The sequence below is a fragment of the Halioglobus maricola genome, assembly GCF_009388985.1.
In the GTDB taxonomy this organism is placed as follows: domain Bacteria; phylum Pseudomonadota; class Gammaproteobacteria; order Pseudomonadales; family Halieaceae; genus Halioglobus; species Halioglobus maricola.
Map to the genome: position 1 here is coordinate 4,067,223 of NZ_CP036422.1, position 22,514 is coordinate 4,089,736.

The 22,514-nt window shown below is 57.8% G+C and carries 27 protein-coding genes; 9 read left to right on the plus strand and 18 right to left on the minus strand.

Going from position 1 to position 22,514, the window contains the following annotated elements:
* Positions 1–5 precede the first annotated feature (5 nt).
* The gene (locus EY643_RS18370) at positions 6–386 is read right to left on the minus strand and encodes a hypothetical protein (protein ID WP_153240618.1); all 381 of its coding nucleotides are present in this window, start codon (positions 384–386) and stop codon (positions 6–8) included.
* Between the two features lie 241 nt (positions 387–627).
* On the opposite strand from EY643_RS18370, the gene EY643_RS18375 reads away from it, so the two are divergent.
* The gene (locus EY643_RS18375) at positions 628–819 is read left to right on the plus strand and encodes a hypothetical protein (RefSeq protein ID WP_153240619.1); all 192 of its coding nucleotides are present in this window, start codon (positions 628–630) and stop codon (positions 817–819) included.
* A 68-nt stretch (positions 820–887) separates the two neighbouring features.
* Here the strand turns inward: EY643_RS18375 and EY643_RS18380 are convergent, their stop codons facing one another.
* A complete protein-coding gene (locus EY643_RS18380; RefSeq protein ID WP_153240620.1) occupies positions 888–1,235 on the minus strand; it encodes a hypothetical protein in 348 nt (115 codons plus the stop codon).
* 128 nt (positions 1,236–1,363) lie between these two features.
* On the opposite strand from EY643_RS18380, the gene EY643_RS18385 reads away from it, so the two are divergent.
* The 5 genes from EY643_RS18385 (at position 1,364) to glk (ending at position 5,935) form a co-directional block, all read left to right on the plus strand.
* The gene (locus EY643_RS18385) at positions 1,364–1,639 is read left to right on the plus strand and encodes a DUF3012 domain-containing protein (protein ID WP_153240621.1); all 276 of its coding nucleotides are present in this window, start codon (positions 1,364–1,366) and stop codon (positions 1,637–1,639) included.
* Between the two features lie 13 nt (positions 1,640–1,652).
* Positions 1,653–2,462, plus strand: coding sequence for a substrate-binding periplasmic protein (locus EY643_RS18390; RefSeq protein ID WP_153240622.1), 810 nt, complete (start codon positions 1,653–1,655; stop codon positions 2,460–2,462).
* 64 nt (positions 2,463–2,526) lie between these two features.
* Complete coding sequence (glpQ, locus tag EY643_RS18395) at positions 2,527–3,504, plus strand: glycerophosphodiester phosphodiesterase (protein ID WP_153240623.1); 978 nt, start codon at positions 2,527–2,529, stop codon at positions 3,502–3,504.
* Between the two features lie 29 nt (positions 3,505–3,533).
* Positions 3,534–4,982: a pyruvate kinase gene (pyk, locus tag EY643_RS18400; protein WP_153240624.1), complete on the plus strand. Its 1,449-nt coding sequence runs from the start codon at positions 3,534–3,536 to the stop codon at positions 4,980–4,982.
* Positions 4,982–5,935, plus strand: coding sequence for a glucokinase (glk, locus tag EY643_RS18405; protein WP_153240625.1), 954 nt, complete (start codon positions 4,982–4,984; stop codon positions 5,933–5,935). Before pyk ends, glk begins: the two co-directional genes overlap by 1 nt.
* Positions 5,936–5,950: 15 nt before the next feature.
* Here glk and EY643_RS18410 read toward each other — a convergent pair whose 3' ends face one another.
* Both EY643_RS18410 and EY643_RS18415 read right to left on the minus strand, forming a co-directional pair.
* The gene (locus EY643_RS18410) at positions 5,951–7,327 is read right to left on the minus strand and encodes a histidine kinase dimerization/phospho-acceptor domain-containing protein (RefSeq protein ID WP_153240626.1); all 1,377 of its coding nucleotides are present in this window, start codon (positions 7,325–7,327) and stop codon (positions 5,951–5,953) included.
* On the minus strand, positions 7,324–7,986 hold the full coding sequence (locus tag EY643_RS18415) for a response regulator (RefSeq protein ID WP_153240627.1): 663 nt from the start codon (positions 7,984–7,986) through the stop codon (positions 7,324–7,326). Before EY643_RS18415 ends, EY643_RS18410 begins: the two co-directional genes overlap by 4 nt.
* 295 nt (positions 7,987–8,281) lie before the next feature.
* Between EY643_RS18415 and cspE the strand changes: the two genes are divergently transcribed.
* A complete protein-coding gene (gene cspE / locus EY643_RS18420) occupies positions 8,282–8,488 on the plus strand; it encodes a transcription antiterminator/RNA stability regulator CspE (RefSeq protein WP_153240628.1) in 207 nt (68 codons plus the stop codon).
* Positions 8,489–8,548: 60 nt separating this feature from the next.
* Here the strand turns inward: cspE and EY643_RS18425 are convergent, their stop codons facing one another.
* The 10 genes from EY643_RS18425 to lgt form a co-directional block, all read right to left on the minus strand.
* Positions 8,549–9,889 carry a tetratricopeptide repeat protein gene (locus EY643_RS18425; RefSeq protein ID WP_153240629.1) on the minus strand — a complete coding sequence of 447 codons (1,341 nt, stop codon included), beginning with the start codon at positions 9,887–9,889 and terminating at the stop codon, positions 8,549–8,551.
* A gap of 16 nt (positions 9,890–9,905) precedes the next feature.
* Positions 9,906–10,508: an energy transducer TonB gene (locus EY643_RS18430; protein ID WP_153240630.1), complete on the minus strand. Its 603-nt coding sequence runs from the start codon at positions 10,506–10,508 to the stop codon at positions 9,906–9,908.
* 5 nt (positions 10,509–10,513) lie between these two features.
* Positions 10,514–10,924 carry an ExbD/TolR family protein gene (locus EY643_RS18435; protein ID WP_153240631.1) on the minus strand — a complete coding sequence of 137 codons (411 nt, stop codon included), beginning with the start codon at positions 10,922–10,924 and terminating at the stop codon, positions 10,514–10,516.
* Between the two features lie 14 nt (positions 10,925–10,938).
* Positions 10,939–11,346: an ExbD/TolR family protein gene (locus EY643_RS18440; RefSeq protein WP_153240632.1), complete on the minus strand. Its 408-nt coding sequence runs from the start codon at positions 11,344–11,346 to the stop codon at positions 10,939–10,941.
* 13 nt (positions 11,347–11,359) lie between these two features.
* Positions 11,360–11,878 (minus strand): MotA/TolQ/ExbB proton channel family protein, encoded by a 519-nt coding sequence (locus EY643_RS18445; protein WP_153240633.1) that lies wholly within the window; start codon positions 11,876–11,878, stop codon positions 11,360–11,362.
* 1 nt (position 11,879) lies between these two features.
* Positions 11,880–13,265, minus strand: a complete 1,386-nt coding sequence (locus EY643_RS18450; protein ID WP_153240634.1) for a MotA/TolQ/ExbB proton channel family protein — start codon at positions 13,263–13,265, stop codon at positions 11,880–11,882.
* Positions 13,266–14,051, minus strand: a complete 786-nt coding sequence (locus tag EY643_RS18455) for a DUF3450 domain-containing protein (protein WP_153240635.1) — start codon at positions 14,049–14,051, stop codon at positions 13,266–13,268.
* A 237-nt stretch (positions 14,052–14,288) separates the two neighbouring features.
* On the minus strand, positions 14,289–14,807 hold the full coding sequence (locus EY643_RS18460; protein ID WP_153240636.1) for a dihydrofolate reductase: 519 nt from the start codon (positions 14,805–14,807) through the stop codon (positions 14,289–14,291).
* A gap of 2 nt (positions 14,808–14,809) precedes the next feature.
* A complete protein-coding gene (locus EY643_RS18465; protein ID WP_153240637.1) occupies positions 14,810–15,643 on the minus strand; it encodes a thymidylate synthase in 834 nt (277 codons plus the stop codon).
* A complete protein-coding gene (lgt, locus tag EY643_RS18470) occupies positions 15,643–16,452 on the minus strand; it encodes a prolipoprotein diacylglyceryl transferase (RefSeq protein ID WP_153240638.1) in 810 nt (269 codons plus the stop codon). The genes EY643_RS18465 and lgt overlap by 1 nt, the downstream gene beginning before the upstream one ends.
* Positions 16,453–16,563: 111 nt before the next feature.
* On the opposite strand from lgt, the gene EY643_RS18475 reads away from it, so the two are divergent.
* Positions 16,564–17,337, plus strand: a complete 774-nt coding sequence (locus EY643_RS18475) for an NRDE family protein (protein ID WP_153240639.1) — start codon at positions 16,564–16,566, stop codon at positions 17,335–17,337.
* Between the two features lie 6 nt (positions 17,338–17,343).
* Here the strand turns inward: EY643_RS18475 and ptsP are convergent, their stop codons facing one another.
* A complete protein-coding gene (ptsP, locus tag EY643_RS18480; protein ID WP_153240640.1) occupies positions 17,344–19,611 on the minus strand; it encodes a phosphoenolpyruvate--protein phosphotransferase in 2,268 nt (755 codons plus the stop codon).
* 1 nt (position 19,612) lies between these two features.
* A complete protein-coding gene (locus tag EY643_RS18485) occupies positions 19,613–20,116 on the minus strand; it encodes an RNA pyrophosphohydrolase (RefSeq protein ID WP_153240641.1) in 504 nt (167 codons plus the stop codon).
* A gap of 120 nt (positions 20,117–20,236) precedes the next feature.
* Between EY643_RS18485 and EY643_RS18490 the strand changes: the two genes are divergently transcribed.
* Positions 20,237–20,893: a histidinol-phosphatase gene (locus tag EY643_RS18490; RefSeq protein WP_153240642.1), complete on the plus strand. Its 657-nt coding sequence runs from the start codon at positions 20,237–20,239 to the stop codon at positions 20,891–20,893.
* 25 nt (positions 20,894–20,918) lie between these two features.
* Here EY643_RS18490 and EY643_RS18495 read toward each other — a convergent pair whose 3' ends face one another.
* Positions 20,919–22,103 carry a class I SAM-dependent rRNA methyltransferase gene (locus tag EY643_RS18495; protein ID WP_153240643.1) on the minus strand — a complete coding sequence of 395 codons (1,185 nt, stop codon included), beginning with the start codon at positions 22,101–22,103 and terminating at the stop codon, positions 20,919–20,921.
* A 12-nt stretch (positions 22,104–22,115) separates the two neighbouring features.
* On the minus strand, positions 22,116–22,508 hold the full coding sequence (gene gcvH, locus EY643_RS18500; RefSeq protein WP_153240644.1) for a glycine cleavage system protein GcvH: 393 nt from the start codon (positions 22,506–22,508) through the stop codon (positions 22,116–22,118).
* Positions 22,509–22,514: the final 6 nt, after the last annotated feature.

The following is a 22,514-nucleotide window of genomic DNA, read 5'->3' on the forward strand; positions in this document are numbered from 1 at the left end:
CTCCCTTAACCGTTGCTTACGCTAAGGGCACCGCCCTTGATGCGGAACACGACGTCATTGCCCAGCAGCAGACCTTGTGGGTCCAGCTTTCCACCCGGCAACGCAGTCACGTCAATGTCGTAGATTTCCCGGCCGTCATTCGCTGTCTCGCCGGTCGGGGTAATTGCAGATTCGAGGCCAGCAGGAATGACGCTCATAACAACGTCTCCATCGCCGTCACCATCGCCATCTCCATCTCCATCGCCGTCGCCGTCGCCATCGCCGTCGCCGTCTCCAACCACTATCTGGCCCGGGGAAACGTTGTCAGAGGAGGAACCGCCGCAAGCGGCAAGCGAAGTAAGAAGCAGAGCAAGCAGTATCTGCTTAAGTCTGGTTTCGGAAGTCATGTCTAATCCCTGTATTTTGATGTAACAAATTTCACGGCACAGAAGCGCCCGGCTTTTCACCGATGTGTAGCGCCGAATACTAGGAGGGAGAAGTGACAGTAATGTGATCGGGATATTGCAAAAATATTAAACATCAGGAGTCGCCATGTTTTGCAGTCACAAAACATTCACGCCTCTATCGCGGGGGTGTAACACGAACCGGCAATCCTGCCCGTAAATAGAACGGCTCAGAGGCAAGACCATGAAACGACACAACAACACGATTAACGAATCCGAGAAGAAGCGAATCCGCGACGAGATTGACACGCAGATCGCGCAGTTTCTGGAGACCGGCGGCAAGATCGACGTCCTCAGCGGCAACTCAAACGACTCAAAGCGTGTTATCGGGTCGGTGTGGCACCACGGGGAAGATCTGCCCAGCCAGGGTCAGTGACCGCCTGAAGGCAGACCTTCTTTGAGATTCAGCAGCTCATGGAAGAGCGCCATTGCCGCAAAGGCACCCTAGAGATCGACTTCCCGGCGAAATTCGCGTTCGATTCGCTGCTGCTGCTCATAGCGGCTGACGCCACGACGCCGGTCGCTGTCACGCATGCGCTGCTGATAGCGCTGGCGTCGATAGCGGGCCACCAGGCGGGGAAACCACTCGGCCTCCTCCTCACCTGCGATCAGCGCCTCTATGAAGGCGATATCTATGCCTACCCGATAGGCGATGCGACTGGGGCGAATTTTATGCGCGTGGAATTCGGCAACGATGTGAATCTGTTGCTCGCGGTTGTGCTGGCACTCGCGGGAATAGCCATAGGGCGGAGAGGGTGTGCGCGGGTCGGCTGTTGATAGTTGCTTTGTCATGATCACATTATTTAGCAGCAGCTGCGGAAATTGCAATTTATCTAGCCGCAATGACACCAATCCCAACTGGCGACTTTGGCTATCCGGTGCAATACTGGAGAGGAGTAAACCCCAAAAAGGAAGCTATGATGAAGCGGACCCTACTAGCCACAGCACTCGTGGCAGGCACTCTCATCCTCGCCGGATGCAGCGCCGAGCCCGGCAGTGAACGGTGGTGCAAAGCGAAAAAAGATCAGCCCAAATCAGAGTGGACTGGCAGCGATGCCGCGACCTTTGCCAAAAATTGCCTGATTGACGGCACCGAAGTCGGCTCTGAAAAGTGGTGTGAAGACCTATCCGGCAAGCCCAAGGGTGACTGGACCGCCAGCGAGGCATCCACATACGCCAAGCACTGTGTAATGTAAGGAATATCCACACATGAAAAATCTTCTCGCCCGGCTTCTGCCGGGTTTTGCGTTTCTTATTGCCCTTTCAATTGTTCCCGGCGCCACCGCCGGAGATTCCCTGCAGCGGGTCATCGATTTCAAAACCCTGACTGTGGGTACTTCCGGAGACCAACCCCCCATGACAGCGGTCAGCAGGCAAGGCGGGGTAATGGGCTTCGATGTTGATCTCGCCCAGGGCCTGGCAAAGGCCATGCGAGTCCAGCTGGATATCCAGGTATTGCCCTTTGGCGAACTGTTGGACGCCCTGGAAGACGGCAAGATAGACATGATCATGTCAAACTTTTCGATCACCCCGGAACGCTCCGAACGCGCGCACTTTATAGGCCCCTACATGATGTCGGGTAAATCCATTCTCACCCGGAATTCCGTTCTGGCGAACGCGCAAAACAGCGAAGATTTCAATCGCGCTGACCTCAAAATTGCCGCTGTCCAGAATTCGACCAGTGCGATGTTCGTCGCCGAAGTGGCACCCGATGCAACCCTGGTAGCCGTCGAAAGCAGTGACCTGGCGATCCAGATGCTATTGGACGGTAAGGTGGATGCCCTGATGGCTGATATGGCTGTTTGTAAGCTTGCCGTGCTGCGTCATCGTGACGCGGGCCTGGTCACTCTGCAGGAACCACTGACGATCGAGCCAGTCGGTATCGCCGTCAGCCTGGAGGACCGCCAGTTTCAAAATCTGGTTAGCAATTACCTGAATGCCTACGAAAAGACCGGAGTGCTCACCAAATTACGCAAGAAATGGTTCGAGCAAAGCGACTGGATAGGCGCCCTGCCCTGATGCCCCGGCTCACGCCCGAAATACTGCTCAGGCTCGCCGCCTGCTCGCACTGCGGGGTGTGAGCGTGGCCTCGGCTGACCCACTGGTTATCGCTCACCGAGGTGCCAGCGGCTATGTGCCGGAACATACCCTGGAAAGCAAAGCCATGGCACATACCATGGGCGCAGACTACATCGAACAGGATGTCGTGCTGACCGCCGATGGTATTCCCATCGTGCTGCACGACATCCACCTGGAACCCACCACCGATGTGGAGCAACGCTTCCCGGAGCGCGCCAGGAACGATGGCCGCTACTATGCTCTGGATTTCACGCTCGCAGAAATTCGCTCTTTACGCGCTCACGAGCGAACGAGAGCAAGTGAGAATGGCAGTAGAGTCGCGGTTTATCCGGGGCGCTTCCCCGCCTTTTCAGGCCATTTCTCGGTACCGACCCTGCGCGAGGAAATCGAACTCATCGCCGGCCTCAACCAGAGTACAGGTCGCACAGCCGGCTTGTACATCGAGCTGAAAGCCCCTCAGTGGCATCTCGCACAGGGATACGATTCAGCAAAAGCTGTATTTGAGATTCTGACGGATACTGGGTACGCCACGCGCAGCGATGACGTTTTTCTACAGTGTTTCGACGCACCGACCCTCCGGCGCCTGCGCCACGAATTCAAGACGGTATTGCCCCTGATTCAGCTCATCGGCGACAACAGTTGGGGTGAGGACGGTGACAATGACTACGACGCGATGCGCACAGCAGAGGGGCTCGCCCAGATCGCCACCTACGCGGACGGCATCGGGCCGTGGATTCCACAGGTGATCACCCTGCAAGCCGACGCTAGCCAGGCGCAAAGCACTGGCCTCACCGAAGCGGCACACGCCGTGGGTCTGGTGGTACACCCCTACACGATCCGGGCAGACGAACTACCGGCGGGAACAAGCGCAGAACAACTGCACATCGCCCTGTTCGAAACCGCAAAAATCGATGGCGTGTTCACCGATTTCCCAAATATTACCCGCGCCTTTGTGGATGATCGTACCGGCGCAAGGGAGTAATATACGCACTCTCAAAATTGGAAGCCGATGTGACTCCGAAAATAAACAGACGCACAAAAATTGTGGCCACCATTGGCCCTGGCAGCGAATCTGAAGACATGATCGCGCGGCTGATAACGGCTGGCGTGGATGTATTCAGACTAAACTTTAGCCACGGGACTGCCGAACAGCACGCCGCTGTTGCACAACGTATTCGCAAACAATCGCGAATCGCCGGGCGCTATGTGGGTATTCTCGCAGACCTGCAGGGCCCCAAGATCCGCATCAGTAAATTTCGCGACGATGCGATCGAGCTTACCGAAGGCGCTCCGTTTCGCCTCGACCTTAACCTGGGCGATGACGAAGGCGATCAACGCAGTGTCGGCCTGGACTATCGCGAGCTCTGCGACTTCGTCGTGCAGGACGATATTCTGCTGCTTGACGACGGCAGGCTGCGGCTAAGGGTCGACCAGGTAACGCCGAGCGCAGTGGATTGCACAGTCGTGATCGGCGGCAAGTTGAGCTCACGCAAGGGCATCAACCGGCTAGGTGGCGGGCTGGCGGCCCCGGCCCTGACCTCCAAAGACCTCAACGACATTAAAGAACTGAGCACAATCAAACCCGATTTCGTTGCGGTATCTTTTGTGTCCAGTGCGGACGATATCCTCCAGACTCAGGAATTGCTGGCGGAGATCGGCCTTGAAGCAGGCATCATCGCCAAGATCGAGCGCGCCGAAGTCGTGGCCGACGAAGAGATCCTCAACGGCATCATCCGCGCCTCCCTGGGGGTCATGGTGGCCCGTGGCGATCTCGGCGTAGAGGTAGGCGACGCACAGCTGATCGGCATCCAGAAAGAACTCATTTCACGCGCGAGAAAAATGGACCGCGTCGTCATCACTGCCACTCAGATGATGGAATCCATGATCGATAACTCCATGCCCACCAGAGCGGAGGTGTTCGACGTGGCCAATGCTGTGCTCGACGGCACCGACGCAGTCATGCTGTCAGCCGAAACCGCTGTGGGTAAATACCCCGTGGAAGTGGTCACGGCCATGTCGGACGCGGCCCTCGGCGCAGAACGCCAGGCCGTGGCTCGCACATCCCGCTACCGGCTCGAACGCCAGTTTTCCTCTCCCCAGGAAGCCATCGCCATGGCAGCGATTTACGCCGCCAACCACTATGCCAATGTCCGTGGCATCGCCTGCCTGACGGAAAGCGGTAGCACACCGCTGTTGATGTCCCGCCTGAGCTCAGGGCTGCCCATTTTCGGCCTTAGCGCCAAGCCTGAGACCCTGCAAAAGCTGGCCTTATGCCGCGGGGTTATCCCGAAGTTCTTCGACGCCAGGGCTTTCGAGGAGATTGATGTGGAATCCCGGACGATAGAATTCCTGCTGGATGGGGGCTACGTGCTCAAAGGCGACTCGATCCTGCTCACCAAGGGAACGGTCATGGGCGAACCAGGCTCCACCAACATCATGAAGGTACTCCCGGTACAATAATGTCGAATAAACGCCTTGTCGCCGACGTCGGCGGCACCAACAGTCGTATCGGAATCTACGATGCCGACAGCGATACGTTCAGCGCGATCTCCAGTTACAGCAATCGCGACTTCACCAGTTTCGAGGACATTGTCGAGCGTTGGCTGTCCGACCTCGAGGAAGAGCGTCCATCGCAAGCCTGCATAGCGGCTGCCGCGCCCCCAACGGAAGACAGGATCAACATGATCAATATCGGCTGGGACTTCTCCTGCCGAGACCTCGCCGATCGCTTCCTCTTCACGCAGTGTGGGTGGCTCAACGACTTCCAGGCCAATTCCCACGCCCTGCCCTACCTGGCCAGTCACGACCTTGAACAGATCCAGGCGGGTGATATTCAACGTGAACGCTTGCCGCTTGCGGTTGTTGGCCCCGGAACCGGGCTCGGTGGTGGCTCTTTGCTCTGGAGCGGTGACAAGCCAGTCGCCAGCAACGCGGAGCCTGGCCACGCGGGGCTATCGCCTGCGACCGAACTTGAGCTCGAAATTTTTAGCCTGCTACTACCGCGTCACGGCAACATTTACACAGAGCTCTTTGTCTGCGGCGCCGGCCTGGCCAGGCTGTACGGCGCCATCGCCGAAATCAACGGCCACACCCCTGAAACGCTGTCTCCTGCCGATATATCCGGTAGGGCACTCGATGGCAGCGACCCCCTGTGTGTGACGGCTCTGAAAACGTTCTGCGCCATGCTGGGTTCTACCTGTGGTGACTTTGTGCTCAGCAACGGCGCCTACGGCGGCCTGTTCATTGCGGGCGGCATCATTCCACGGATGATCCCCTTCTTGCGCCAAAGCAGCTTTCTCGATCGATTCAGCGCCAAAGGCGCGATGGGTGAATACCTGGCCAGGGTGCCAGTGCAGGTGATTACTACCGATCACCCCGGCCTGATAGGCGCTGCGCACGCGCCCTTGGAGTGAAGCTGACCATCAGGGCTACGCTGAGAAAACAATCTCAACCTGAAACCCGCTTCTCGCCGGGCCAGGCCCCACTCGCAGCTCAGCCCCATGTAATTCTACAATGCGGCTGACAATCGAGAGACCGAGGCCACTACCCACGCTGGCAGTGCCGGGGACGCGGTAAAAGCGCTCCGTTATCCTCTCCATCTCCTCCGACGAAAGAGGCGCGCACTCGTTGAATATCCTGATCGTCCCGGGGCGCTCTACCATCACCGACACCACGCTGCCCTCTGTGGCATAGCGAAAAGCGTTGATCACCAGATTGCGCAGTAGAATGGCCAACGCTTCCTCGCTGCCTTCCACCTGAACTTCAGGCCCGTCTTCAAGCTCCACCTGAAGTTCGCGATCGGCTGCCAGGTGACCGTTTTCTGCCATCACATGGGCCAGCAACGCGCGCAAATTAACGGTAGTGATCGCCAGAGGCTGATCCGGATCCAACCTCGCCAGCGTCAGCAATTGCTGTACCGAATGATTGGCCCGGTCCACCCGCGAGGCGATGCGCCCCAGCATTCGCGCGCCCTCCTCGGTCTGCAGTTGCCGCTGGCATAGCTGCACCTCGGTCTTTATCGCAGCCAGCGGGGTGAGCAATTCGTGGGATGCATTGGCGGTAAAACGCTGCTCACCTTCCAGAGCTACCGCCAGGCGGTGCAGAAGGTCGTTCAGGGAGTCCACCACATCGACCACTTCATCGGGCACTGATTCAGTATCGACCGGGTCCAACAGCCCGGGTTTGCGCCGCGCAATCTGTCTAGCCAATTCATTCAGCGGCCTCAAGCCCCGTGTCACACCGAAGAACAACACCAGAATGGTAAGGGGCAACACGATAATGAGCGGCTGGAGCGAACGGCCAACAGTGTCGAGCATCGCTCCACGTGCAGCACCAAGTTCGATACCCACCCTGATCCAGAGGCCATCGCGGGCGTTGTAGAGGGTGAGGATTCGCCAATGGGTTGCCCCCGCATCCCGGTCCAGCGAAACCAGGCCGGTTGCCGTGGGCCGCTCAAAGTGTGGCGACCCGTCTGTCACTGCGATGAGGTTCTCGCCTTCCCAGACGTTTACCGCAGGGCTAAGCTCCGCGGCGAGCGGCTGGTCAATCACTATAGGCTCGAGATGAGCGCGATCATATTCGTGGCCAGACCAGGACTCATACAGCGGCTGGCCCTCATCGAGCTGGCGCGCAAACACGCCGGTCACATAGCTCACAAGGCTCGCATACTGCACCAGCTGGCGATCTACCTGGGCGTGCAAAACCCGATTGGCATAGAAATAGGTCAGCCCCGCAGATGCGGTCCATGCAAACAAGGTGAAGGCCAGCAGCGTCCAGACCAGCCGCTCTCTCAGCGACAGCTTCATGCGGGAATGCGGTAACCTACGCCGCGCATGGTCTCAATGGTAGCGCTGCCAAATCGCTTACGCAGACGCGAGATGTACACCTCAACGGTGTTCGAGCCAACCTCTTCACCCCAACTGTAAATACCCTCCTCCAACCTCGCCCGAGACACAAACCGGCCAGCGTTGCGCACGAGAATTTCCAAAATCGCGTACTCGCGTGCGGTGAGATCCAGAAGCTCGCCTTCAAAAACAACCGCGCGATCTGCCGGATCAACTTCGATCCCGGCCGCTCGGAGAGTGGCCGTGCCGCGACCCTTTGCGCCCCGGCGGCGCAGCAAGGAGCGCATCCGCGCAAATAACTCATCGATCTCGAATGGCTTGGTAAGGTAATCGTCGGCCCCGGAATCCAGGCCGTCGACCTTATCTTCCAGCGTATGTCGGGCGGTCAACAGAAGAACCGGCAGCTCATGCTTATCAGCGCGCAACTGGCGCAGGACCTGCATCCCGGGCACGCCTGGCAGTCCCAGGTCGAGGATAATAAGATCATAAGGCGTCGCGCCTAGCGCGGCCCGCACTGGATCGCCGCTGCGCAGCCAATCGACCGCATATTGCTCCAGGCGCAGGGCCGCTTCCAGGGACTCACCCAGTTGAACATCATCTTCGACAAGCAGAACGCGCACGGCAGCCTCATGCAAAATTCGGAGGGACTAGGGTATACCTTCATCGATTTTGATGAAACTGTCCCCCTGAACGCACCATTTCAGGGCCTCAGCTTCGGCAATATTCCCGAAATTCTCTTGACACGGACACATGATATTTTCTGATCTAGTGATACACTGAATTGGTCAGGAATTTTTTTCTGGCAGGATTTGGATAGCGGTCGAAGTTCCCACGAGATCATTCGGTACGTAAACCATATAAATTGATTAGCAGGGCTAGCCGTCAGGCGCCTTTAGTAACAGGAATAATATTGTTATGTCTTCAACTACCGGAACCGTGAAGTGGTTTAACGAAAGTAAGGGCTTTGGCTTCATCGAACGCGAAGATGGTCCGGACGTATTCGTCCATTTCAGCGCTATCAAGGGCGACGGCTTCCGTACCCTGGCGGACGGCCAGAAAGTACAGTTCGACGTCACCGACGGCCAGAAAGGCCCTCAGGCTGAGAACGTTATCGCGATCTGATTTTTGATCGGAATAAAAAAAGGAGCCTTACGGCTCCTTTTTTGTTTCTCGCTCAAGGGCTTAGCCTTCAGCCAGTGACCGCTGTCGTTCCAGCTCAGAGTTCATGTACTTGATCCACTGAGCGGCGTACTTGGAGGAACGCTCATCCCGGGCTGCTGCCTGAAATGCCTTGCGCGCCTTTTCGTACTGCTTGGTGTTGAAGTAGGCCATGCCCAGCACCAGACGAGCTGTGTCAGGGCGCTTTACCCCACCGCGACTCAGGCCCTTGTTGATCGCAGAAATTGCCTTGTCGTTCTGGTCACCATCGAGATAGATGTTACCCAGACGCGCATATAGCTCACCGGTCTCAGACTTGGATGCGGCTTTTTCCATCGCTGGAATCGCCTTCTCGGTTTCCTGGGCCTGACGCCAGGCACTGCCAGCGATCTCCCAGTTCTTGGACTTGTCATCGATAGAGCCATCTTTCAGACCCTTATCCATCACTTTCGCTGCCTTGTAGGGAACATCAGCATTCAGGTAGAGATAAGCCATAGTGACCTGCTCGGTACCTTTGTCCAGCATGCCCTGTGCATAGGCAGTTTCCATCGCTGAAAGCTGGTCTGTCTCTTTCTTCTGCTCACCGTACATGTGAGAGAGCTGCACCCAGTACTGCTTCTTGGGATAGTGCTGCAGCAAGATTTCGAGCGTATTAACCGTATTCGGAATATCGTTCTGCTCGAAGTACAGGAAGCGAGCGAGGTTATACCACTGCTCTTTCGGCAATTTGCCTTTCTCGTCATACATGGAGATTGCTTTCTCCACGTTGGTAAGCGCCTTGTTGTAGTCCTTCTGCTGGTAGTAACCCTGCGCCAGCAAGACATACGCCGCAGCATTGGGAGACTCCGTCATGTCAAACCACTTGAGCAAGGCGTCGATACCGCGAGCCCAGTCTTCCTGCACAAAGTACAGCTGAGCTATGGTGTAGCGAGTATTGATTTCCATCGCCAGAGGGATGTCCGGCTGGGACACAACATTCTCATAGGCCTGCAAGGCTTTGGGGTAGTTTTCCTGGCTGTAATAGATAAAGGCGTAGAGGTTGTAGACATTGGCCAGCTCGTAGCTGTTCAGCGCCTTCTTGCCTCCTGCCGATACCATACCGTTGAGAATCTTCTCAGCAGACGCAAGATCTTTCGCTTCCGCGGCGGCCTGGGCCTCCGCAAGCTTTTCATAGACCTTGTTGCGCAGCGCCGGCGTACGACGAGTCTCGCGCGTGTCTGCCTTCTTCTCTTCCTGTGCCACTGCGCTTGCGAATGGAGCGTAACCCAACTCGCTCTGCAGCTGGGTTACAACCACCTGGGCGGCCAAAACGGGCACTGCAAACAGCGCCGCGCGTGACCAGGTCTGGTGTCTAAACAATTTCATAACAAAACAACCTTGTTTACTGTTCCAGCTCGTAGGTGAATTTGTTCTGTACGCCGGCCACTTCAATGGCCTCGCCATCGACAACGCGCGGCTTGTACTTGAACTTGAGGGCGGCCTTCACGGACGCTCTCTCAAACACACCCGAGGGCTGGCAATCGACGGCCTGAGGGTCACGGATTGCGCCGGATGTAGTCACCGTGTATTCCACGATGCAATAACCGGTGATACCGCGAGTCTGTGCCCGACGAGGGTAGATAGGCGCCACCTTAACAATGGGCAGGTACTCTCCGTCGCCGGATGACATGCCGGTGGTAGAAATCTCCACGCTAATCGCCGCTGATGGGGCAGCGTTGGATATATCCATATCCACGTCCATGATCAGCTCCGGTGTATCGAGATCCGGCGGCGGCTCTTCAGGATCCTCTACCTTGTCGGGCTTCTCGGTATTGCTCTCCAGCTGGATTTCTTCGTCCGGCTGTACCAGATCGGCGATCTTGGTATTGGTCACTTCCGGGTTCTCGAAGTCCTTATCGATCAAACTGTGCATGATCATGAACAGGCCTACCACAACCGGCAAGGCCAACAGAATTGAGACTATCGTTCTCACACTATTTCCCATCTGGCTTACCCCGCGTCATCGGTGGAAGCACACAGAGGCGCGTCCATCAGCGGCTTGAGAACAGCCAGTAATTCACTTAGAGCCGACGTCGGCGCATCCACATCTGCCTGGATCACGAAATTAGCCTTGGGGGCCTCTTTCTTGGCCGCTTCGGCGAGACGATATGCGCGATCGACAGGAATCTGCTTCTTGTCGTAGTAAATATCGCCCACGGCATTGACCGCAAAGATGATCGTTCCACGCTCACAGGGATTCGTGGTAACAGCCTCAGCCTTGAGAATGTCGACACCGGGCTCCTTCACAAAGGATGACGTCACGATAAAAAAGATGAGCATGATGAACACCACGTCCAGCATTGGAGTGAGGTCGATCTCACCCTCACCACTGCTTTCGGCGCCTGCTCGGCTTGCTGACATACCTCGTCTGCTCACTACTTCTCCTCCGCTGGCCAGTTGACCTGATTCACACCTGCTTCGCGAGCGGCATCGCCCACTTCAAGCAAAGTTCCAGCGCTGGCGCCGGCCTCGGTCTTGACGGTAAATCCGGCCTCAGGATCGGACGCCAGGATCCGGGCAATGTTCGCCCTTACTGCACGTATGTCGATCCGGCGGTTTTCCATCCATATCTGGTTATCACCAGTGATGGTTACCACGATGCTGACAGCATCAGTATCCGGGGGGTTCTGGTTACTGTCGGGCCGGTTCACTTCGATACCGGCCTCCTTCAGGAAGGAAGCGACCACGATGAAGAAGATCAACATGATAAATACCACGTCGAGCATCGGCGTCAGGTCGATCTCCGCCTCATCTGCATCAGCTTCTCGATTTCTCTTTCGCATTAATCTTGCTCTATTAGTGATCTGTCGTCAGGTTGTCCTGCAGGAATACACTTTCCCGCTGGGCAATCCTGGTCACATATGTGTTGGCAAAGACCCCAGACAGTGCTGCAACCATTCCAGCCATAGTTGGAATAGTGGCCTGCTGGACACCGCCGGCCATGGATTTCGCATCGCCGCCGCCCGTCACTGCCATGATGTTAAACACCTCGATCATCCCGGTAACCGTACCGAGAAGACCCAACAGTGGGCACAGGGCAACGAGAGTCTTGATAACCGGCAGGTTGCGGTTAATCTGCATCCTGGTCTGGGAAATCATCATCTCGCGGATCTGGAACGCCTCCCAGGATTTCCGCTCAGAGCGGCCCTCCCACTTGGCAATCACTTGCGCGACATCTTTCTTCCAGCCCAACTGCAGGTACCAGACACGCTCGAAAATCAGGGTCCACATCACGAACAAGAGCGCGGCGATCAGCCACAAGACGTCGCCGCCCTTGTCCATGAAGCCGAGGAGTACCTCGCTCATACCGCCCATATCAAGACCTCAGGTTGGCTTCTGTATGCTCTGCGATCATGCCGGTAGTCTGCTCGTCCAGGACATGGATGATGCGCTGTGCGCGGCCATTCACAACGGTGTGCAGAAGCACTGTTGGGATAGCTACCAGCAGACCCAGTACGGTAGTAATCAATGCGCCGGAAATACCGCCAGCCATTGCCTTCGGATCGCCCGCACCAAAGATGGTGATGGCCTGGAAGGTAATGATCATACCGGTAACCGTACCCAGCAGACCCATCAGCGGTGCGACCGCAGCGATGATCTTCAGCAGGGTGAGACCGCTTTCCAGTTTCGGAGTTTCCTTCAACACGCCCTCGGACAGCTTGAGCTCGAGAGTCTCGGTATCCATGGTGGGGTTGTCCTCGTGGATCTTGAGAACACGGCCCAGCGGGTTGTTGGTGTTGGCTTTGCTCAGGTTCTTGAGCTGGGAGTTGACCTTGCCGCCTACAGCGGTCAGGACAAGCATGCGCCAGATCGCCAGTACGAAGGCAAAGATACCAACCGCGGTGATGGCGTAGCCAACATAGCCGCCCTGGTGCCAGCGTTCTTCCAGCGTCGGTGTATCGATGATCGCCGCGAGGAAGGAACCGCCTGTGGGACCAGTGGGGTCAACACCAAAGCTGTTGAGGCCGCCACTAGCGTTAGCCAGGTTGGAAGCCCAGCCGGTGTAAGGGCCGGAGGGCTGACGAGGCAGCTCGCTCAGGCTGCCACCGTCGTAGGACAGGTAGTTGCCGTTGGTGTCGACGATGTTGAATGCGCCTACACGCAGAACCTGGCGGGGAGCACGCTCACCGGCAGGCGAGGACACTTCCGCGTCAAAGGTGGTTACAACACCGGTTTCGCGAATCTCACGCATCAGCTCAAACCAGACACGCTCAATTTCCTCGATGCTGGGCAGAGTATCTGAATTGCTCATCTTGTCGATCAGCTCTTTCAGGAACTCGCCACGGCCGGGATACTGGGCAGAAGCCAGGGAAACCTCAATATTGGAAGAGAGGTCGCCGGCAGCAGAAGTCAGGTGGCCGAACAGTTCGGTCAGGGTACCCAGCTTTTCCTGCAGCTGCTGCTGCTTGGCAGAGATGAGCAGTTCGTTCTGTTCGAACTTGGCTTCCAACTCGGCACTCAGTTGCTCCTGACGGGCGCGTTCAGCTTCTGCGCGCTGCAGGGCTGCGGCCTGATTGGCCTTGTCCTTGGAGAACTTGGCTTCGCGAGCGCGGTTTTCTTTCGCCTCACTCACCTGACCCTGCTTCACGTAGTTCAGCAGTTCGTCCAGTGATTTGGCTTCCTGCGCCATGACAGAGCCGGCGGAGAGGGAGAGTACGCCGGTCAGCGCCAGGGCTGCGGCTTTTACAAAGTTAACGCTCATTTAGTTAGCCTCCGGCGCAGATACGGGCATGTTCAGTAGTTCGATGGTGGCCTGCTTCTTCGCGATACGGATGCCTTTACGGATAGCGGCATCGTATTCACCGGCGGGAAGCTCGACCCATGCGCCGGAACTCTTGTCCCAGGCACCGGACATGGCGCCGTCAGTCGTTTGATAAACCAGGGCGATACGGCCGATTCGGAGGAAGTCCACGTCACGTGGAGAACCGCCCAGATCGATAGTGCCGCGGTAGGTGTCGATGCCGCGGCCATACTGGAGTTCGATGTTGTAAGCCTCGAGCACGCCGCGGAATTTTTCCGCCACGGTCACGTCGGCACGATCGATGTTGCTGCGCAGGAACTCTACGCGCTCGATACGCTGCTCTTTCTCGAAGGGCACGTCGAGCTCTACAAATTGTTCAAGGCCATCGATCATTCGAATGACCAGGGGTGTCATCTGACGCTGAATAACCGTCACCTGGGAGATGGACTGCTCGATCTCGCCCACGCGCTTATTCTGGTTTTCAATTTGGCGCTGAAGGCGTGCGTTGTACACCTTGAGCCCGTCGACCTGCTTCATCACGGTCTTGTAGTCCGTGAGCAGATCACTGGTCTGGTCAGCGAGGCGATCGATTTTCGCCTGTGATTTGCGGGCGGCGTCGTTCTTCGACTCGCTCACGTCCAGAATTTGATCAAGGGTGCTGGCCTGTACAACTGCAGTCGCTCCCGCCAAGGTGCCGGCGGCAACGAGCGCAGCGATCAGCCCATTTTTCAATCGATGCATAGTCATGAGGTGTGTGTTTCCTATGTCCAACAAAAAAGAATCGGCTCTGAAAAACCGTTGATTAAGCAGTAAATATATAGTGGATAAATCAGAGTCGGTAAACCGAGGGAGCAAATTTAAACCAAAGAGGTGGAAATTATCAATTCTCATTACTCCCCGAAGGGGTTAGTTTTCACTATTGTGTATGAAGGTAACACTTTACCCCAGTCTATCCAGCTATGGTAACAGTGCATTTAAAACATGCTATTCCGCTGCACCTATCCGCTCGTAGACAACGAAACTGTAGTCATACGGGTTAGGGCCCGCCGCTGAGAACGCCTCCCGCCGCACCTCACCCCAGTTCGCCATATCAATCTCGGGCAGAAACGTGTCGCCTTCAACATCTGCGTGGACTTCAGTGAGATAAAGCCTGGCCGCGCGCGGCAGAGCCTCGGCATACACCTGAGCGCCGCCGATCACCATCAATTCCTCACAGCCCTCGATCAGGGCCAGCTCCTCCGCCAGCGCCAGGGCCGCATCAAGGTCGTGCACGATTCGCACGCCTTCGGGTGAGAAATCCGAGGCCCGGGTCATAACAATATTGGTACGGCCGGGCAGCGGCCGCCCGATAGACTCGAAAGTCTTGCGTCCCATCACAATCGGCTTACCCATTGTTACCCGCTTGAAGTAGCGCAAATCCTCGGGCAAGTGCCAGGGCAAGGCATTGTTGCTCCCGATCACGCCGTTTTGGGCCGCGGCGACAATCACTGCCAGATCAACCATCGCTACACCGCCACCGGAGCCGAGATATTTGGATGCGGGTCGTAGCCCTCCAGCTCAAAATCTTCAAAGCGGTAGTCGTAAATACTATCGGGGCGGCGCAGAATCTTCAGACGAGGCAGCGATCGCGGGGCGCGCGAAAGCTGCTCCTGCACCTGCTCCATGTGGTTGCTATAGAGGTGTGAGTCACCGGTAGTCACTACAATTTCGCCGGGCTCCAGATCACATTGCTGGGCCAGCATCATGGTCAGCACAGCCAGGCTGGCGGTGTTGTAGGGCAACCCCAGGAAGGTATCGCTGGAGCGGATGTACAACTGGGCGGAAAGCTTACCGCCGGCCACATAGAACTGATACAGCAAATGGCAGGGGGGCAACGCCATGCGGCCATCGGCCACGTTCTGCTGCGGGCTGGCAGACTCGTCGGGCAGATATTCCACATTCCAGCCGTGAAACAGAATGCGCCGACTGTCCGGATTATTGCGCAGGGTATCCACGACATAATCAATCTGGTTGATACTCCCACCATCCTGCGTGGGCCACGCCGTCCACTGGGCACCGTAGAGGGGGCCCAGATCACCTGACTCGGTCGCCCACTCATCCCAGATCGACACCCCGTTCTCTTTCAGCCAGGCGGTATTTGTATCGCCGTTGAGGAACCAGATAAGCTCATTGATAATGCTCTTGAGATGAAGCTTCTTGGTGGTAAGCAAGGGAAAGCCATCGGCCAGATTATGACGATACTGGCGCCCGAACACGGACACAGTACCTGTGCCGGTGCGATCACCTTTCTGCACACCATTGGTGAGGATGTCTTCGAGCAGGTCGAGATATTGTTTCATCAGTTTTGTTCCGTAGCGGTAGCGCCCTGCTTGCGGCCGTAGGCCACCCACAGCAGAACGAGACCAGTGATAATCATGGGAATGCACAGCATTTGGCCGCGGGTCATCCAGCCAAAGGCCTGGAAGCCCAGATGAGCGTCCGGCTCCCGAAAGAACTCGGAGAAGAAACGCACGCAGCCATAACCGAGCGAGAACATCCCCGACACTGCGCAGGTGGGTCGCGACCTGGACGAGAACCAGATCAGGAATGAGAACAACAAGACACCCTCAAGCGCAAACTGGTAGAGCTGTGATGGATGCCGGGCCAGCTGCAGCGGATCGGCAGGAAAGACCATCGCCCAGGGCACATCGGCAGCGCGCCCCCACAGCTCCTGGCCGATAAAGTTACCCAGGCGTCCAAGACCGAGGCCGATCGGGACAAAAGGCGCGACAAAATCCATGAGCTTCCAGAAAGCAATGTTGTGGCGTCGGCCGAACATATACATGGCGAACAGCACACCAAGGAAACCACCGTGGAAGGACATACCACCCTCCCACAGGCGCAGGGCCCACATCGGGTCTTCCACCAGGCGCTGGCCGCCGTAGAGGAATGTGTAGCCCACCCGCCCTCCGAGGACGACGCCGAGAGCCACATAAAACGTCAGGTCATCCACCTGGTCGCGTTGCACCGGCGACCACGAATGGCGGCTGCGGCGCATGGCGAGCCACCAACCGGCTGCGATACCGGTCAGGTAGGCGAGGCCGTACCAGTGTATTTTCAGGGGCCCCAGGGCCACGGCAACGGGGTCTATCTCAGGATAGGGCAGCATATTCAGGCTCAATCAGGGCGCACGGCCGACCGCCGGCGCGCGAATGTCGTATTATTATGCAGCGCGATGTGTTTCACAATTGCCGACCACCAAACTGGACCCCTGAAGCCCATGTGCCTCATTCTTTTTTCGTACCGCCAACACCCACGATACCCGCTGCTGCTGGCAGCCAATCGGGACGAATTCCACGCTCGCCCGACCCAATCGGCTCGGTTCTGGCCGGAGCGACCGAAGCTGCTAGCGGGCCGCGACCTACAGGCAGGTGGCACCTGGATGGGAATTACCCGCAACGGCCGCTTCGCAGCAGTCACCAACTTTCGCGATCCGGAGCGCACCCGGGCTGCACCGCGCAGCCGCGGTGACCTGACACTGGGCTTCCTGGAAGGCGACGAATCCCCGGCGAGCTATCTGCACCGACTAAGTGCCAGCGCAGGCGAGTACGCCGGCTTCAACCTGTTGCTGGGAGACCGCGCAGGGCTGTGGTACTACAGCAACAGTGCACCGACCCCGTCAGCCCCACAGCAGCTTCAACCCGGCACGTATGGCCTGAGCAATGCCTTGCTGGACACCCCCTGGCCCAAGGTTCAGCGCGGCAAGCAGGCCCTGCGCTCGCTGACAGGGGGCGCTGTGGATCACAGCCAGCTGGCAGAAGTGGTTGCCAGCGGAGAACTTGCGGAACAGGACGAACTCGCAGAGGTCGGCCTGCACGGCGAAATGGATCAGATGTTGTCGGCCCAGTTTATCGTCAACGAAGCCTACGGTACGCGGGCCACCACAACACTGTGGCAGGATCAGGAAGGTATGACGAGCTGGCGGGAACTCAGCTTTGATGCTGGCGGCAACAGGGTCGACCGGGTCACAGAGCAGTTTTTACTGGAGCGCTGAGAGCCCTCAGGCCACAGGATTGTGAATGAATTTCTCCATCCCGTGATCCGCCAGGAAGCTCTCTAGCCTGGCGTGAATAGCACCGGCATCCTCCATCGCCAGCACTTCCTGGAGCAAGGCCTGGGATTCGGCCATATTCACACTGCGCAGGGCCTGCTTCACTTTGGGCAGGCTGGTGGCATTCATCGAAAGAATGTCATAGCCCATCGCCAACAGCAGCACTGCGCCCTCAGGGTCACCGGCCAGCTCGCCACAGATGCCGACTTTTTTCCCTTCAGCACGGGCAGCATTGGCCACCATCTCCAGTGCACTGAGCACCGCGGGGTGCATGGAGTGATAGAGGTCCGCCACACGGGCGTTATTGCGATCGACTGCCAACAGGTATTGGGTTAAATCATTGGAGCCCACCGACAGGAAATCAACCCGTCGAGCCAGGGCACGCGCCTGATAAACGGCAGAGGGCACCTCAACCATCACCCCAATCATGGGCAATTCTGTGTCGATACCTTCCTGCAAAATTTCGCGATGGCTGCGGTGAATCAATTCAAGAGCCTCGTCCAGCTCAGAAATCGAGCAGATCATGGGCAGCATGATACGGAGATTGCCCAGACCGGCATTCGCCTTGAGCATCGCCCGCACTTGCGCGAGGAAAATCTCCGGATGATCCAGCGTGACCCGAATACCGCGCCACCCGAGGAAGGGATTGTCTTCCTCGATAGGAAAATAAGGCAGGGCCTTGTCGCCGCCGATATCCAGAGTGCGCATAGTCACCGGCCGGGGGGCAAACGCTTCCAGTTGATTGCGATAGATCTGGCGCTGCTCCTCCTCAGAGGGGAAGCGTTCGCGCAGCAGAAAAGGCACTTCCGTGCGATACAGCCCCACGCCCTCAGCGCCCTGCTCCAGCGACCGGGTAATGTCTGCCTGCAAACCGGTATTTACCCACAGTGGCATACGGTGGCCATCCAGCGTTTCACATGGAAGATCCCGCAGGGATTCCAGATCCTTGGACAGGGCGAGGTCCGCATCCAGGATTTCCTTGAACCGTGCCCGCACCTCAGGCAGTGGATTGAGATGCACCGCACCGTTGTAGCCATCAATCACCAGCTCGCGGCCCTGTAACCGACGATAGGGCAGATCGAGAGCACCCATCACTGTCGGTATACCCATGGCCCGGGCCAGAATCGCAACGTGGGAATTGCCCGAACCGCGCACCGAGATCAGGCCCGCGAGCTTCTCCCGGGGAATCTCCCCGAGGGAAGAAGCTGTGAGCTCCTCGCCCACCAGGATGGCGTTGTCGGGATAGACATGTTCAGCCTTGTCTTCCGCCTGCAGATAGGCAAGCACCCGGGTTCCCAGGTCCTTGATATCCACTGCACGCTCTTTAAGGTAACTGTGCTCCATCCGCTCAAAGTGGCGGATGTGTTCAATCATCACCTGACTCAAGGCACCCTGGGCCCACTCGCCCCCCTTGATCAAGGTTACGACCTCCCGCCCGATGGCGGAGTCGTCGAGAATACCCAGATACACATCAAATAGAGCGTGGTCTTCAGGGCTTAGCTCACCCCCGAGATTATCGGCCACCTCTTCGATGTCATCGCGAACCTTCCCCAGCGCCTCGCGAAACGCATGTACCTCACTCCGGCGGTCGGTGATCGTTTTGCTCGGGACGGCATACAGATCCGCCCCCGGAGAGATAATGAAAGCCGTGCCAATCGCGATACCCGCAGCGCCGGCCACACCGCTAATCTTGGCGGGCGCTCCGCTGCCGGCCGCTTCATCAACATCCACTGCGCCGGTGACCCGGGCGTGGGCAATAATAGCGGCCAGCTGGGCCGACATTGTGACGAGGAAGGCCTCGTCGCTCTCATCAAAGCGACGCCGCTCTGCCTGCTGCACTACCAGGACACCCAGGACCCTGCGCTGGTGGATAATGGGCACACCGAGAAAGGAGTGGTAAGCGTCTTCACCCAGGTCCGGGAAGAAGCGAAATGCGGGGTGGTTTTCGGCATTCTCAAGGTTCAACGGCTCCTCGCGCTCAGCAACCGTGCCCACCAGACCCTCGCCCGCCATCAGGCTGGCGACACCGATCTGGTCCTTGTTGAGGCCCTCGGTAGCGCGGAAAACGAAGCGCTCTTCACCGGGGTCGCAGAGATAGACGCTACAGACTTCGGTGCCCATGGCATCGCGCACCCTGCTCACAATGATCTCCAGCGCTTCGCCGAGGTCCGACGCAGCGTTAACTTCCTGGACTATCTGACGCAGGGTCTCAAGCATATCAGCGCTCTCCCTCGAGGCGCTCAGTGTGTCTACCCAGGGGCGCTGCCAACTCTTTCATGGCGCGTCGGTAGACCTCTCGCTTAAAGGAAATGACTTCATTGAGCGGGTACCAGTAACTGACCCACTGCCAGTGATCGAACTCGGGCTTGGCATTCAGATCCAGTTTTACAGCATCGTCAGGGTCGAGCATACGCAGCAGGAACCACTTCTGCTTCTGGCCAATACACAAGGGTTTCTGACCCTTGCGGATGAACCGCCTGGGCAGGCGGTAACGCAACCAACCGCGGGTAACCGCGAGCACTTCAACCGAATCCCTGGTCAACCCGACCTCCTCTTCAAGCTCTCGATAAAGGGCTTGTTCGGGGGATTCGCCGCGGTTGATACCACCCTGCGGGAACTGCCAGGCATTGCGGCCACCCACCCTGCGGGCCCACAGTACCTGGCCCTGATCATTGGCCAGGACAATCCCCACATTGGGCCGGTAGCCCTCTTTGTCTATCACGCTGCTGCTTCAATTCTCTATTATGAACCCGCTATTCTTCCACACTTTGCCGCCCCAGAGAAATTTACTAGCCAGCCGCGCCGCGCTATATTGGCGCCCCTTTACGCGGAGCCCACCACAATGGCCCTGGCAATCTTCGACCTCGACAACACCCTTCTCGGCGGCGATAGCGACTATCTCTGGGGTCAATTCGTGTGTGAAAAGGGCATTGTCGACGGTGCGGATTTTGCGGCGCGCAACGAGCAGTTCTACCGCGACTACCAGACCGGGCAGCTCGACATACAGGCCTACCTGCGCTTCGCCCTGGGGCCACTGAAGGATCAAGCTGCAGAGACCCTGCAAGCCTGGCATGCGCAATTTATGACTGAAAAAATCCAGCCGATCATGCTTGCCAAAGCTGAGCTATTGCTGGCACGTCATCGCGAGCGGGGCGACACCTTGCTGGTCATTACTGCCACCAACCGTTTTATCACCGAACCCATCGTACAGGCCCTGGGAATAGCAGACCTGCTGGCGTGCGAGGCAGAAGTCGTCGACGGGCTATACACCGGCGAACCAACAGGGGTCCCAAGTTACCAGGAAGGGAAAGTCACCCGCCTGCACGCGTGGCTGGAAGACCGGGATGTGTCCATGGAGGGAGCCTACTTCTACAGCGACTCGGTGAATGATCTGGCCCTGCTTCGGGAAGTAGACAGGCCTGTGGCTGTAGACCCGGACGCCGCCTTGCTAGCGGAAGCTCGCAAGGCCGACTGGCCGGTAATTTCACTGCGTAACTAGAACATCGAGTAGAGCGCCGCGCGTCTCAATCTGACTTAACTGCGAACACCGCCTTGAGATACTCCGTTTCCGGAATGGCCGGATGAATGGGGTGATCTGGCCCCTGAGCGCCCTGCTCTACCACCCGCAACTGACACCCTGCACGCACTGCCGCCTGCTGCATCGCGCCGATCAGGTCGGCCTGCGCTAAATGCATGGAACATGAACCCGCCACCAGCAGCCCGCCGGGGCGCAGCAATCTCAAGCCCAACTCATTGATCCGGCGGTAGGCGGTAATCCCTTTCTTGATGTCCTTGCGTCGCTGAATAAACGCCGGCGGATCGAGAATAACGACATCGTAGGCCAGGCCCTCATCGATCATCTGCTTCATGGTTTCCGGGGCAGACCCCTGGCGCACTGAAACCTTGTCAACAAGACCGTTCAGCGCGGCATTGCTGAGCACACCCTCAAGCGCAGGCCCCGAACTGTCCAGACAGCAGACCTCGGACGCGCCGAACGCACCTGCCTGGATTCCCCAGCCGCCGATATAGCTATAGACATCCAGCACCGACTTGCCTGCGACCCAGGGAGCCAGCCGGGCCCGAGCCATACGGTGATCGTAAAACCAGCCAGTCTTCTGACCACCATGGACTGGCGCCATGAAGTGCACACCGTTCTCTTCCAGCGAGACCTGCTCAGGCACGCTGCCCGACACGACTTCAATGTCGTCAGCCAGCCCCTTCTCACGCCTGCTGCGACTATCCCCTCGCAGCAGGACACCGGCCGGCTTAAGCACCTCTACCAGAGCCGCCACCACAAGCTCGCTGTAACGCTCTATGCCACTGTTATTCAGCTGCACCACCGCGTAGTCACCAAACCGGTCGATAACCACGCCCGGCAGACCGTCACTGTCACCGTATACCAGACGATAATAGGGTTGGGGGAACGCCGCCTGGCGAATCGCCAGGGCGGAGCGAATGCGGCTTTCAAGCAATGCGCTATCGAAAGGGGTATCGGTGGAAGCGTACAACCTGGCGCAGATCAGCGCCTGTGGCTCCATATAGGCACTGCCCAGCAGCTTACCGTCAGTGGCGCGCACGCGCACCGAATCGCCCGCCTGATATTGGCCCAGGCTATTGACCGCGCTGTCGATTTCGTTGGAATAAACCCAGAGATGGCCGCCGCGCAGGCGCCGGTCGGCGCCTTTGCGCAAATAGAGATCAGCAGTCATCGGGGAAGAAGATCAGTCTTCTTCGTCGCACTTCGCCTGGTAATCCTCTGCGCTTAGCAGCGCCTCCAGCTCACTAGTGTCCGAAGGCTGCAACTTAAAGAACCAGCCATCGTTGTAGGGATCGGCATTGACAGTTTCAGGTTCATCTTCCAGTTGCTCATTGACGGCAATGACTTCACCGGCAACCGGCGCATAGATGTCTGAAGCCGCCTTGACCGACTCGACAACACCGGCCTCATCACCAGCGGCAAGGGTAGCGCCAGGGTCCGGCAACTCGACAAAGACAACATCGCCGAGGGCTTCCTGGGCATGGGCAGATACGCCCACGGTAACCGTACCGTCTTCTTCAAGACGGGCCCACTCGTGGCTGGCTGCGTACTTCAGTTCGGCGGGAGTCTGGCTCATGGGGCT